The sequence below is a fragment of the Streptomyces bambusae genome, from assembly GCF_019400985.1.
Taxonomy (GTDB): Bacteria; Actinomycetota; Actinomycetes; order Streptomycetales; family Streptomycetaceae; genus Streptomyces; species Streptomyces bambusae_A.
Genome location: NZ_WTFF01000212.1, coordinates 1 through 12,858, shown reverse-complemented (window position 1 = coordinate 12,858; position 12,858 = coordinate 1). Strand labels below are relative to the sequence as shown.

At 72.7% G+C, this 12,858-nt stretch carries 10 protein-coding genes and 2 pseudogenes; 7 read left to right on the top strand and 5 right to left on the bottom strand.

All coding sequences use genetic code 11. The features are described from left to right. The first annotated feature begins 291 nt into the window (after positions 1-291). Positions 292-1,944, top strand: a complete 1,653-nt coding sequence (ctaD, locus tag GPJ59_RS24995; RefSeq protein ID WP_374200895.1) for an aa3-type cytochrome oxidase subunit I — start codon at positions 292-294, stop codon at positions 1,942-1,944. Continuing rightward, positions 1,944-2,333 (top strand): aa3-type cytochrome oxidase subunit IV, encoded by a 390-nt coding sequence (gene ctaF / locus GPJ59_RS24990; protein ID WP_219669943.1) that lies wholly within the window; start codon positions 1,944-1,946, stop codon positions 2,331-2,333. Before ctaD ends, ctaF begins: the two co-directional genes overlap by 1 nt. Before the next feature lie 50 nt (positions 2,334-2,383). On the opposite strand, the gene qcrB is transcribed toward ctaF, so the two are convergent. Then, entirely contained in the window at positions 2,384-4,156 is a 1,773-nt protein-coding gene (gene qcrB, locus GPJ59_RS24985) for a cytochrome bc1 complex cytochrome b subunit (protein WP_374200894.1), read from the bottom strand. A gap of 403 nt (positions 4,157-4,559) precedes the next feature. Here qcrB and GPJ59_RS24980 point away from each other — a divergent pair, with 403 nt between their 5' ends. Beyond that, positions 4,560-5,951, top strand: coding sequence for an NADP-dependent succinic semialdehyde dehydrogenase (locus GPJ59_RS24980; RefSeq protein ID WP_219669941.1), 1,392 nt, complete (start codon positions 4,560-4,562; stop codon positions 5,949-5,951). A gap of 80 nt (positions 5,952-6,031) precedes the next feature. Here the strand turns inward: GPJ59_RS24980 and GPJ59_RS24975 are convergent, their stop codons facing one another. Next, positions 6,032-7,093, bottom strand: coding sequence for a hypothetical protein (locus GPJ59_RS24975; RefSeq protein ID WP_219669940.1), 1,062 nt, complete (start codon positions 7,091-7,093; stop codon positions 6,032-6,034). A gap of 96 nt (positions 7,094-7,189) precedes the next feature. After that, positions 7,190-7,923 (bottom strand): annotated as a pseudogene (locus GPJ59_RS24970) (UdgX family uracil-DNA binding protein). A 270-nt stretch (positions 7,924-8,193) separates the two neighbouring features. Here GPJ59_RS24970 and GPJ59_RS24965 point away from each other — a divergent pair. After that, on the top strand, positions 8,194-8,823 hold the full coding sequence (locus tag GPJ59_RS24965) for a hypothetical protein (protein ID WP_219669939.1): 630 nt from the start codon (positions 8,194-8,196) through the stop codon (positions 8,821-8,823). Positions 8,824-8,972: 149 nt separating this feature from the next. On the opposite strand, the gene ku is transcribed toward GPJ59_RS24965, so the two are convergent. Continuing rightward, on the bottom strand, positions 8,973-9,941 hold the full coding sequence (ku, locus tag GPJ59_RS24960; protein ID WP_219669938.1) for a non-homologous end joining protein Ku: 969 nt from the start codon (positions 9,939-9,941) through the stop codon (positions 8,973-8,975). 301 nt (positions 9,942-10,242) lie between these two features. Between ku and GPJ59_RS24955 the strand changes: the two genes are divergently transcribed. The 3 genes from GPJ59_RS24955 (at position 10,243) to GPJ59_RS24945 (ending at position 12,309) form a co-directional block, all read left to right on the top strand. After that, positions 10,243-10,458 (top strand): hypothetical protein, encoded by a 216-nt coding sequence (locus tag GPJ59_RS24955; RefSeq protein WP_219669945.1) that lies wholly within the window; start codon positions 10,243-10,245, stop codon positions 10,456-10,458. 177 nt (positions 10,459-10,635) lie between these two features. Next, the gene (locus GPJ59_RS24950; RefSeq protein ID WP_219669937.1) at positions 10,636-11,547 is read left to right on the top strand and encodes an oxidoreductase; all 912 of its coding nucleotides are present in this window, start codon (positions 10,636-10,638) and stop codon (positions 11,545-11,547) included. Between the two features lie 99 nt (positions 11,548-11,646). Then, positions 11,647-12,309 (top strand): hypothetical protein, encoded by a 663-nt coding sequence (locus tag GPJ59_RS24945; RefSeq protein ID WP_219669936.1) that lies wholly within the window; start codon positions 11,647-11,649, stop codon positions 12,307-12,309. 3 nt (positions 12,310-12,312) lie between these two features. On the opposite strand, the pseudogene GPJ59_RS24940 reads toward GPJ59_RS24945, so the two are convergent. Beyond that, a pseudogene (locus tag GPJ59_RS24940) lies at positions 12,313-12,858 on the bottom strand (hypothetical protein); the annotation flags it as partial.

Sequence of the window (12,858 nt, the reverse complement as noted above, 5' to 3'; positions counted from 1 at the left end):
AGGTGCGATGTCACCCCCCGGGACGTGCGGCGGCCAGCCGGGGCTCGGTTTGGCGCGTGCCCAGAGGCAGTGCCTACGGCGGCTGCTGTCGCCCCAGGGTTTGGCCCATCGGCTGGCCGACCGGGATCTGGACGCCCATGCTGCGCTGCATCGGGCGGCCCATCGGGCCGGGGCCCTGCGGGCAGTGGCCCCCGGGGCCTGCCGGCAGCTGGGGCGCGCCGCCCGGCAGCTGGGAGGGTGGGCGCTGCGGGCCGTCGCAGCGGCCGTGGCGCACTTCGGGAGGCCTTCTTGGTGTCGGTCGAGAACACCCCGGTCCTGGACGCCGACGGCGGGGCGACCGCGCGCCGGGCCGCCTTCGGGAGCCGGCTGCTGGGCCTGCTGTCGACCACCGACCACAAGGTGATCGGCTACCTCTACCTCGTCACGGCCTTCGGGTTCTTCCTGTTCGGCGGGCTGCTGGCGCTGCTGATGCGGGCGGAGCTGGCCCGCCCGGGCATTCAGATCCTGTCCCAGGAGCAGTACAACCAGCTCTTCACCGTGCACGGCACGGTCATGATGCTGCTCTTCGCCACGCCTACCTTCACGGGATTCGCGAACGCCGTGATGCCCTTGCAGATCGGCGCCCCGGACGTGGCCTTCCCGCGGCTGAACGCCTTCACGTACTGGGTGTACCTGTTCGGCGCCCTCATGGTGGTCAGCGGCTTCCTGACCGCCAACGGCTCGGCGGCCTTCGGCTGGTTCGCGTACGCGCCCCTCAACAGCGCCGTCCACTCCCCCGGCATCGGCGCCGACCTGTGGATCATGGGACTGGTGGTGTCCGGCCTGAGCACGATCCTCGGCTCGGTCAACTTCATCGCCACCGTCGTGTGCCTGCGGGCGCCCGGGATGACGCTGTTCCGGATGCCGGTCTTCACCTGGAACGTGCTGTTCACCTCGATCCTGGCCCTGCTGGCCTTCCCGGTGCTGGCCGCCACCCTGCTGGTCCTGGAGGCGGACCGGAAGCTCGGGTCGCACGTCTTCGACCCGGCCTACGGCGGTGCGCTGCTGTGGCAGCACCTGTTCTGGTTCTTCGGGCACCCGGAGGTGTACATCGTCGCGCTGCCGTTCTTCGGGGTGGTCAGCGAGATCCTGCCGGTGTTCAGCCGGAAGCCGATCTTCGGGTACGTCGCCCTGGTCGGCGCGACCATCGCCATCACCGGTCTGTCCGCCACCGTGTGGGCGCACCACATGTTCGCCACGGGGGCGGTGCTGCTGCCGTTCTTCGCCCTGCTGTCGTTCCTGATCGCGGTGCCGACCGGGGTGAAGTTCTTCAACTGGATCGGGACCATGTGGAGCGGCTCCCTCTCCTTCGAGACACCGATGCTGTGGTGCATCGGCTTCCTGGTGACCTTCCTGCTCGGTGGGCTCACCGGGGTGCTGGTCGCCTCCCCTCCGCTGGACTTCCACCTGACGGACAGCTACTTCGTCATCGCCCACCTGCACTACGTGCTGTTCGGCACGATCGTCTTCGCCACCTTCGCCGGCTTCTACTTCTGGTGGCCCAAGTTCACCGGCCGGTTCCTGGACGAGCGGCTGGGCAAGGTGCACTTCTGGACGCTGTTCACCGGCTTCCAGCTCACCTTCCTGGTGCAGCACTGGCTGGGTGAGCAGGGCATGCCGCGCCGGTACGCCGACTACCTGGCCGCCGACGGCTTCACCCTGCTCAACACGCTCTCCACGATCGGGTCCTTCCTGCTGGGCCTGTCGACGCTGCCGTTCCTGTACAACGTGTGGCGCACCACGAGGTACGGGGTCCCGGTGGAGGGGGACGACCCGTGGGGGTGGGGCCGGTCGCTGGAGTGGGCGACGTCCTGCCCGCCGCCGCGGCACAACTTCACCGAGCTGCCCCGGATCCGCTCCGACTCCCCCGCGTTCGACCTGCACCACCCGGAGGTGAGGGCCTGATGAAGGCGGAGGCCTGGCTGTTCACGGGCGTCGCGCTGTTCTTCCTGGTCACGGGCGGCGTCTACGCGGCCTTCTCGGCCGATCCGGCCGGGATCGCCGCGCTGACGGTGTCCCTGCTGATGTCCGGGCTCGTCGCGCTGTTCCTGTGGCGGCAGGCCGGCCGGGGCGGGCCCCGCCCCGAGGACGACGAGCGCGCCGAGATCTCGGCGGCGGAAGGCCGCGGCTTCTTCTTCCCGGCCCGGAGCTTCGCCCCTGTGTGCACGGCCGCCGGCACGGCGCTGGTGGGCCTGGGGGTCGCCCAGGGGCTGTGGCTGGCCCTGATCGGCTTCGGGGTGCTGGCGCCGGGGATCTACGGGTTCGTCTTCCGGGGCGGCGCAGCGGAGTCGTAGCAGGCGGAGTCCTGGACGGCCGTTCCAGGAGGTGCGGGAGCGACGGACCGCTACTCGGACCCGGGCCTCGCCCCCGGAGCCGGGTCGTCGGACCCGCGCCCCGCCCCGGGCCGCGCCCCCGGCCCCGGCCCGGGAGCCTGCGCCGCCGGGAGCGGCTCGTCCGGGCCGCTCAGCAGGTCCTCGACGAGCCGGCGGCGCCCCTCGGCCAGCGGGGGCGGCAGTTGGTCGGCGGTGTACCAGTGGCTGAGGGCGCGCCGCAGCCGCCCGGTGGGAGCCGGCCCCTCCCACTCGGCCGGCGGCTCGGGCAGCGGCTCCTGCACGGCGTGCACCAGGCGGGGGTAGGCCTGCTCGGCCGTGAGCGGGGCGTGCCGCGGGTGGTAGCCGCCCTCGGCGGACTGCCGTACGACACCGGTCTCCAGGCCGGAGGTGAGGAGTTCGATGTCCCGGACCTGCAACGCCAGGCACACCCGCCGGGTCAGCCAGAAGGCGGCGGGCGGCAGCGCCAGCAGGGCGCACCGGAAGGTCCAGGTGAGGCCCGCGACGGGGATCTCGGTGATGAAGGCGAGGATGTCCTGGGCCCCGGCGAGCAGCAGCACCGCGTAGCCCGTGAGGACCGCGACGCCCAGGGCGGTGCGGGCGGGGCGGTCGCGCGGCCGGTCGCACAGGTGGCGCTCACCCCGGTCGGTGGCGAGCCACCGCTCCAGGAACGGGTAGGCGTACAGCCCCGCGAAGAACAGGCCCGGCAGGACGACGCCCGGCAGCAGCGGGTTCCACATCAGCGTGTGCCCCCACAGCCGGGTCTCGACGCCCGGCATCAGCCGGAGGGCGCCCTCCAGGAAGCCGACGTACCAGTCCGGCTGGGCACCGGTGGAGACCTGGTCCGTCCGGTAGGGCCCGTACGCCCAGACGGGGTTGATCTGCGCGAGTCCGCCGAGTCCCGCGGTGACCGCCGCGACGAGGAAGAAGAGGCCGGCGGACTTGGCCGTGTAGTGGGGGAACAGGGGCGGCCCCACGGAGTTGCGGCCGCTGCGGCCCGGGCCGGCCCACTGGGTGTGCTTGAGGTGGAAGACCAGCAGCAGGTGCAGGGAGACCAGGCCGACGAGCAGCCCGGGGACGAGGAGGATGTGCACCGGGTAGAGCCGGGAGACGATGTCCTCGCCGGGGTACTGGCCGCCGAAGACGAGGAACGACAGGTACGTGCCGACGACCGGCAGGGAGAGCATGATGCCCTGCGCGGTCCGCAGTCCGGTGCCGGACAGCAGGTCGTCGGGGAGCGAGTAGCCGGCGAAGCCCTCGACGAGCGCGAGCAGGAACATCGTCACGCCGACCGTCCAGTTGACCTCCCGCGGCCGCCGGAAGGCCCCGGTGAGGAACACCCGCAGCAGGTGGGCGCCGATGGCGAACACGAACACGAGGGCGGCCCAGTGGTGCATCTGACGGATCAGCAGGCCGCCGCGGACCTCGAAGCTGATCTCGAGCGTGGACGCGTACGCCCGGGAGACCGGCAGGCCGCTCAGCGGCTCGTAGGCGCCGGTGTAGGGCAGGTGCTGGAGGGAGGGCTGGAAGAAGAAGGTGAGCCAGGTGCCGGTGAGCAGGAGGACGAGCAGGCTGTACAGGGCGAGCTCGCCGAGCAGGAAGGACCAGTGGTCGGGGAAGGCCTTGCGCAGGCCCCCGCTCGCGGCCTCGGCGAGCGGCAGCCGCCCGTCGAGCCGCAGGAAGCTCCGCCGCGCCGCCCACCCGGCCTGTCGCGCGGCCCGCTCCTTCGCCCTCGTCTCCTTCGCCGCTCTCGTCTCCTTCGCCCTCGTCGCCCTCGTCAGCGGCACCGGTGGCGCTCCTCCCGTGAGCTGTCCGTCGCTTTCCATCGCTCCAGCCGTTGCTCTCCGTAGGCGAGCATGGACGCTGCGGGAGGGGTCGGCGGGGAGGGCGCGCGGGGTGGAACCAGAGTGGAACAAATAGCCGTACGGGAGGTTTCATCCCCTTCTGGGAGGGATATCCTCTTAATAGGCCTACGAGGCGAGCGAGGGAGTTCGACTGGAGTAGCCGACTTTGGCGGAAGTGCAGGATGGTCCGCCCGAGCCGACGTCGACGGTCGGGCTGAGAGGCCGGAAGGTCGGGAGACCGGAAGGCGACCCCCACTACCTGATCCGGACAATACCGGCGCAGGGAGCCCGTTTCGTAGGTCGCTTTTGCATGTCGTAGGTCCTTTTTGCGTGTGGAGAGGCGGCCATGCCCATTGCCACGGTGAACCCGGCCACGGGTGAGACGGTGCGTACGTTCGACGCCCAGGGCCCCGAGGAGATCGAGCGGTGCCTGGCCGACGCGGCGGCCGCCTTCGCCTCCTACCGCGCGACGGACTTCGCCGAGCGGTCCGCGCTCCTGACGGGGGCCGCGGACCTCCTGGAGGCGGACATCGAGGACATCGCGCGCACCATGACCACCGAGATGGGCAAGCCGCTGGCGGCCGCGCGGGCAGAGGCGGCCAAGTGCGTCAAGGCCATGCGGTGGTACGCGCAGCACGCCGAGTCCCTGCTCGCCGACGAGCTGCCCGCCGAGGCGGACGTCCGGGACAGCGGGGCCAGGGCCGTACGGGCGCGCTACCGGCCGCTCGGCGTGGTGCTGGCCGTGATGCCGTGGAACTTCCCGCTCTGGCAGGTCGTACGCTTCGCCGCGCCCGCACTGATGGCCGGCAACGTCGGCCTGCTCAAGCACGCCTCCAACGTCCCCCAGACCGCCCTCTACCTGGGCGGGCTCTTCACCCGGGCGGGGTACCCGAGCGGCTGCTTCCAGACCCTCCTGATCGGGGCCGGCGCGGTCGAGGCGGTCCTGCGCGACAGCCGGGTGGCCGCCGCGACGTTGACCGGCAGCGAGCCGGCGGGGCGCGCGGTCGCCTCGGTCGCGGGCAGCGAGGTCAAGAAGACGGTCCTGGAGCTGGGCGGCAGCGACCCGTTCGTCGTGATGCCCTCGGCCGACATCGCGCAGGCCGCGAAGACGGCCGTCACCGCGCGCGTGCAGAACAACGGCCAGTCGTGCATCGCCGCGAAGCGCTTCATCGCGCACACCGACGTCTACGACGAGTTCGCCGAGCGGTTCACGGCCGGCATGGCCGCGCTCCGCGTCGGCGACCCGATGCAGGACTCCACCGACGTCGGCCCGCTCGCCACCGAACAGGGGCGCACCGACCTGGAGGAGCTGGTGGACGACGCGGTGCGGCAGGGCGCGAGCGTGCTGTGCGGCGGCCGCCGCCCGCAGGGCATGGAGCGCGGCTGGTACTACGAGCCGACGGTCCTGGCCGACATCTCGGAGACGATGCGGATCGACCAGGAGGAGACGTTCGGCCCGGTGGCCACGCTCTATCGCGTGGCGGACCTCGACGAGGCGGTGGAGCGCGCCAACCACACGCCCTTCGGCCTCAGCTCGAACGTCTGGACCCGCGACGCGGACGAGATCGAGCGCTTCGCCCGCGACCTCCAGGCGGGCGGCGTCTACGTCAACGGCATGACCGCCTCCCACCCGGCCCTCCCCTTCGGCGGCGTCAAGCGCTCGGGGTACGGGCGGGAGCTGTCGGGGCACGGCATCCGGGAGTTCTGCAACGTCACCACGGTGTGGCAGGCCGTCTGAGCATCGGGGCCGGCGGCCCGGGCGTCAGTGCGTGTCGGTCATGGCGTCTCGGTCATGGCGTCTCGGTCTTGTGCCGGTCATCAGGCCAGGACGGCGTCGATGGTGGCTTCGATCAGCTTGGCCACGGCGCCGAACGCTTCCTGTGTCCCGAGACGCAGGTCCTGGTAGACGACCACGAAGTCGGCCTCGTGCCGTTTCTCGTGCACGATGATCCCCTCGGAGAACACGTCCCCGCCGGCCTTCAAGGGACCCAAGCCCACCTTGGTGTGCGTGACGACGACGTTGAACGTGTCGTCCCAGTTGGGCGGAGGGGTGACGAACCAGGCGTTCCTCGGGTTGGCCAGCAGGTCCCGCATACGGGGGCTGAAGCCGCCGACTCCCGTGAGGATCTCCTCGTTGATCAGGGCGTAGAGATTCGCCATGTCGAAGGTGGTGGTCGCCTGGGCCACGTCGCCGTCGTTCACCGAGGGGATGCGCACGTCCTTGCGGCCGCTGGGCTTGAAGTCCCCGGCTATCCAGATGCCGCTCAGGTCCGGCTCCCGGAAGAACCCGCCGTGCAGGAGAGCGCCGTTGATGTAGCCGTACCCGAGTGCCTGGATGCAGTGGGTCGCGGACGGGGTGGCTTCCGAATCCCGGATCATCCTGTGCAGATGCTGCTCGAACGTCGGGTGGAACTCGACGATCTTGACCGGGATCAGAGGATCCTCATGGACCCGGAAGATGTTCTTGTAGTCCGGCACCACGTGCTGGCGCGGCATACCCGGGAAGTCCCTGATGCGGGGCACCGCGTCGAGGATGTGCCCGTCGAAGTCGGCCGCGACCGCGTCGAGGAACTGGTCCACGGGCGCGAACGACGGGCCGCCCGGGAGCAGGGACACGGCGGTCACGAACCGGTGCAGTTCGAACGCCGCGTACATCACGGCCACTTTGAGCAGGCTGGCGGAGTAGTCCACCTCCTGCTGGAACTGCCCGGCGGACGGATAGCTCCCGGTGCCCGGCTGTACACGGGCGATGGTGATCGGCATCAGGCGTACGTGGTCCTGCTCGGCCCCGGTCAACCCGTTCATCGCCTGCTCGAACGCGGCATTCACCTTGTCGTCGGGTTGCAGGATCGTGGGATATGCGCCGGGGAACGGAAACACGGCTCTTCCTCCTCCTGGCCGGGTTCTCGGCCGGTCGCCCCTTCGCCCCTTCGCCCCTTTCCACGATCCGCCTCGGAGGGAGGGCCCGCAAACGGGTCAGGCCATGGCGTCCGCCACCACGGCCAGGTCCGCGACCAGGCCCCGGAACGCGGCTTCCCGGTCGTCGGCCCGCAGCACGGACGACGGGTGAACGGTCGCCAGCAACTGCCCGTGGCGCGCGGCCGCGCCGCCGGTGCGCGCCGGTCCGGAGCCGTCCAAGCCGTCCAAGCCGTCCAGCGCGGGCATCGGGCGCAGTACGCCCCGGTGGTCGCCGACGCGGAAGGAACTCCCGAGCAGGGCCTTGCCCGCCGAACTGCCGAGGAGCACCACCACGTCCGGGTCGACCAGGCTCAGCTCCGCCACCAGCCACGGCCGGCATGCCGTCATCTCGCGCAGGCTGGGCGCCTTGTGGATGCGGCGCTTGCCCGGGCCGGACCTGGTGAACTTGAAGTGCTTGACGGCGTTGGTGACGTACGCGTGCTCCTCGCCGAGGCCGGCTTCCTCCAGCGCCCTGCGCAGCACGTGACCGGCCGGGCCGACGAAGGGCTCGCCGCGCCGGTCCTCCTGGTCGCCCGGCTGTTCCCCGACCAGGACCAGGCGGGCATGCGCCGGGCCCGCGCCGAACACGTCTGCGTGGCGTCCTGGAACAACGGGCAGCCCCGGCAGTCCGCGGCCGCCCGCCGCAGCCCCGCGATGCCGCCCCCGCCCGGCAGGTACGGACTCGCGTCGTACCCCTGGCCCTCCCCGCCTGCCTGTGCGGCGGTGGCTCCGGCGCTTCCCCTCGCGTCCATCGGTGACACCTCCGTGTCGCGGGCCGGCGCTCGCGTGACCGGCTCCGCCCCGTACGCGCCGTCCCGGGGGCGGCGGCACCCGTCGTCTGCCCCGGCGCCCCGGCAGCAAACCGGCCCGGGACGCGCGACGGCTCGCCGCACCGCGTGAGCGGCGGTGACGGTGGGCATTCGGGGCGGGCGTTCGGCTCCGCCGGAAGGCCATATCCGGCGCGTTCGCGGGCAGACGCCCCGTGTCGCACAGCAGCGGAGTGGAGTAGTGGGGTGCGTTCCATGTCGCGCGTTTCGGTTGAAGGTGGCGAGGTCGTCGTCCGGCTGAGCCCGCAGGAGGCGCTCGCCGCGCGGCGGCGGCAGCTGCGGGTGCCGGTCCCGGCGCTGCGCGGGGTCCGGGTCGAGCCCAGCTGGTGGCGGGTGCTGCGCGGGGCGGCCGGCCGGGGGATGTGGCGTCCGGGCCGGTGTGTGGGCGTCAGGCGGTTGCCGGAGGGTGAGGACTTCGTCGCGGTGAAGTCCACGGGCCCGGCGCTCTGCATGGAGCTGGGCCCCGACGCGCCGTTCCGTCGGGTAGCGGTGTCCGTCCCCGATCCGGCGCGGACCGAACGCGCTCTGCGCGCGGCGATGCCGGCCGAGGGCGCGCCCGACACCGATCCGCCCGGGCCGGCGACGGACCGCCGGGCGCTGCTCCAGCACGAGGGCGGCATCGCCGACGACCACGGCAGGCCGCCAGGGGCGGCCTCACGGACCGGCACGGGTTCGCAGCCGCCGGCCGACGAGGACCGGATCCGCCGGGCGGACGCGACCCGCGTCCGCCGCGCCCACCGCATCCGCGGGCCCTTGCGCCTGCGCGGGACCGAGGGGGCCGACGAGGCGGACGAGCTGGACGAGATGGAAGGGGGCCCGCGCTAGGCTGCCGCCGCTGAGCGGGCTCAGCGAAGTCCCGTGCGGTACCGCGCCCCGTAAGGGGCGCGGGGCTGTCCGCACATGCGGCTCCGCCGCGTGGGCACGACCAGCCCCCACCGGCCCGCGGTTTCATCACCACACTTCCAGCGGAGCGCTCAGGCTGCCGCCTTGTCGCCCTTGCCCAGCGCCTCGATCAGCTCGTCGCGGGTCATGGCCGAGCGGCCGGGGATGCCGGCCGTCGCCGCCTTTTCGTAGAGCTCCGCCTTGGTCATCGACTCGAGGTCGGAGCGTTTCGGCTGCCGCCCGCCCGTACGGCCGTGCCGCCGGCGGGGTGCGCCCTTGTCGCCGCGGGCGCGTTCGACGCTGGCGCGCAGGGCCTCGGTCAGGTCGACCACGTTCGTGGCCTCGGCGGGGAGTTCGGCCTTCTCGACGGTCTCGCCGGCCCGCTTCGCCTCGACCAGTGCGGCGACCTTCTCCTGGAAGGTGTCGTGGAAGGCTTCGGGGTCCCAGTCCGTGCCGAGTGCGGAGATCAGCTGCTCCGCCATCTTCAGCTCCTTCGCGCTGGTCTTCGTCGACGCGGCGGGCAGATCGGGGATCTCCTCGCGGGGGTCGCGGATCTCGTCGGCCCAGTGCAGCGTGTGCAGCGTCAGGAGGCCGTCCTCGGACTTGAGGGCGACGAGGTACTCCCGGCCCCGCATGACGAAGGTGGCGACCCCGGCGCGGTTGCTCCTGGCCAGGGCCCGCTCCAGCAGGGCGTAGGTCTTGGCGTACTCCTTGCCCTTCGGGCCGATGTAGTAGGTCCGGTCGAAGAAGATCGGGTCGATGTCGTCCAGGTCCACGAAACCGCTGATCTCCAGGGACTTGGAGCGGCCCGGCGCGATGTCGTCGAGCTCGGCGGGTTCGACCAGGACGTACTCCTCGCCCGTGTCGTAGCCCTTGACGATGTCGTCGAGCTCGACCTCCTTGCCGGTGCGCTCGTTGACCCGCCGGTTGCGGATCCGGTCGGAGGTGCCGCGCTGGAGCTGGTGGAAGTGGAGGGTGTGGCTGTCGGTCGCCGTGTACAGGCCGACAGGTACGCTCACCAGCCCGAAGCTCAGTACGCCGGTCCAGACCGGTCTGGCCATGGTGATCACCGCCCTTGCCGTGCCGCCCGGCGGCCGGTGTCCGCCGGCAGCACGGCGTCTGCCCGTCCGGCCTATGCTGGAAACGGCGGCCGGCCTGTGGTGAGCGGCCCGGGGCGGCCGCCCCGGCGACCGCAGGCACGCACCCCTCCTGGTATCCCCCCGCGCCTGCGGCGCCGGCCGTTGCGGGCACCGCGGGTGCGACACTGCGTAGTCGCGGAGATGCGATCAGTGGCCGGCGGTGGCAGCGTCATGGGAGCGAGGAGGACGAGGACGTCCTCCCTTCCGTGAGGAGTGAACCGTCATGGGCGGTATGCAGGACAAGCGCCAGACGCCCGGCAAGGGCCGCGAGGAGCAGCGGCGGGGCCGGGAGCCGGAGCCCGGAAAGGGGAAGGGCCCGGACGAGATGCGCACCGGAGACCGGAGCCGCCGGTCCGGAGAGGCCGCCCGGGGAACGGGGCGCGAGGACGACATGATGCGCGACGAGGACATGATGGACGACATGCGCGACGACCGCTGACGCGCTCGCCCTCCTGGGCCCCGGCTCGGCCCGCCCGAGCCGGGGCCCTGTCGCTGCCCTGTCGCTGCCCTGTCGCTGCCCCGTCACCGCCGAGTCACTGCCAAGTCGCTGCCGCGGCCGCAGCTGCCCGGGCCGGGGCCACTGGACGGGTGCGTGGCAATCGAAGATCATTCCGGCATGACCTCAGAGACGATCACCGCAGCGGCATCGGGTACCTGGACCCTGGGCGACCTGGAGATCAACCGGATCGGCTTCGGCGCGATGCGCCTGGCCCAGGACGGCGAGGCCTTCGACGTGGACGCGGTCCCCGGGGACCGCGCGCGGGCCGTCGGCGTACTGCGCCGCGCGCTGGAGCTGGGTGTGAACCACATCGACACCGCGGCGTTCTACTTCTCCCGGCTGCGTTCCGCGAACGAGCTGATCAACCGGGCGCTTGCCCCGTACCCGGACGACCTCGTCATCGTCACCAAGGTGGGGCCGGGCCGGGACCCCTCGGGCGAGTGGCTGCCGCACGCCACGCCGGAGCAGCTGCGCGGCCAGGTCGAGGAGAACCTGCGCCAGCTCGGCCGGGACCACCTCGACGTGGTGAACCTGCGGGTGGTGGGCACCAGTTCGATCGCCGAGCGCTTCGGCGCGCTGGCCGAACTGCGCCAGGCGGGACTGATCCGCCACCTGGGCATCTCCAACGTCACACCGGAGCACCTCGCGGAGGCCCGGGCCATCGCGCCGGTGGTGTGCGTGCAGAACCAGTACGGCATCGGCATACGGCCCGAGCACGACGAGTTCGTGCGGGCCTGCGGCGAACAGGGCGTGGCCTTCGTGCCGTTCTACTCGATCGCGGCCGCCGGGCGGGAGGCCGGTGCGCGGGCCGACGCCGAGGCCCCCGAGGTCCTCGCGGTGGCGCGGGCGCACGGGGTGAGCGCGGCGCAGGTCCGGCTGGCCTGGACGCTGCACCGCGGCCCGCACGTCCTGGCCATCCCCGGCACCGGCAACCCCGGCCACCTGGCGGCCAACGTCGCCGCCGGCGCCCTGCGCCTGTCCCCCGAGGACCTGGCCCTGCTGGACGCCCTCCACCGACGCGGGGCGTGAGCGGGGCGCGCCCCCTGTCGGCCGTGAACGTGCCCGCCCGCCCGTACCATCGGCGTGCAGGGGACGGGACCGGGTGACGGCGGGGACGGGGCGGTCGGGATGAGCCAGGAAATACCCGGGGCGCGCAGGCGCCTCGCCGAGGAGACCGAGCGCCTGCGCGGGTACCTCAAGGAGCTGGCGGCACGGCTCACTCCGGGACAGGTGCCCGAATTCCCGCTGGAGTACGCACCGTTCGTCGACCACGGCACCGTACCGGCGACGTTCCACCAGTCTCTCTCGGGTGTCGTGCGCCCGCAGGGGGTGTCCGCCGTCGAGGCCGTGGCACGCGCGGCCGAGTTGTTCGCCGCCGATGGCTGGCGCACCGCCGGCCCGGCGCCCGGCGACCGCAACACCGTGCTGGAGTCCGTCGTGACCGGCACCCTCGACGGCATGGAGATCAGGGTCTCGGCGGCGCGCGGGACGGGAGTGCTGGCGTACCGCGGCAGGACCAAGCCCGTCGCGCTGTACCCGGAGCGGCCCCACGTACGCCCCGAGCCGGTACGGACGGCGGAGACGGTGAGCGCGGGGGATCTCTGCTACGAGTGCGACGGGCTGGGGTGGTGCCCGTGCTGCGAGGGCCGCGGCTGGGTCATGGGCGGCTCGGCCGGCTGGGGCGGTGGTGGGCGCAGGGACCCGGACCGCCTGGGCCGGTGCCCCTTGTGCGGCACCCGGCGGGTGTGCCCCGTCTGCAACGGCAGCGGGCAGCTCTTCCCCTACCGCTGACCCTCAGCCTCCGCTGGAGATGCGTTCCAGTGACTCCAGCCGGTGCCGCACCCGGGCCATCAGGTCGCGGTCCATCGTCGGCAGGGCGTCCAGCAGCCCGACGAGTTCCGGGCCGGCCTCGGCGGCCGCGCGGTGGTCGTGGACCTGGGTCCAGCAGTACAGGGCGCCGGCCGCGGCGGCCAGGACCTCCGTGGCGTCCGGGGGCTGTTGGGCGAGGCGGGTGCGCCCCGCGCTGATCCACAGCCGGGTCGCCAGCGGGAAGTCTCCCGCCATCCGGGCCAGGTCGGCACGGATCTCGCGCCAGTGCGTGGCCTCGGGCGAGTCGTTGCCGCAGGCCTGGAGGGCGTGGGCCTCCCAGGCCTGCGCCAGCGTGGCCGCCTCCGGGTGCCGGCCGGCCGTGGCCAGGGCATGGATGTGCGGGCGGGGGTCCTCCTCGGCGGCAGCCGGCGCGGCCGGCGGCGGGGGCGTGACCAGGGACGGCAGCGCGGCCGGGGACGCTGCCGCTGCCGCGGCCGGGAAGCGGTCTGCGGCCGGGAAGCGGTCCTCGGC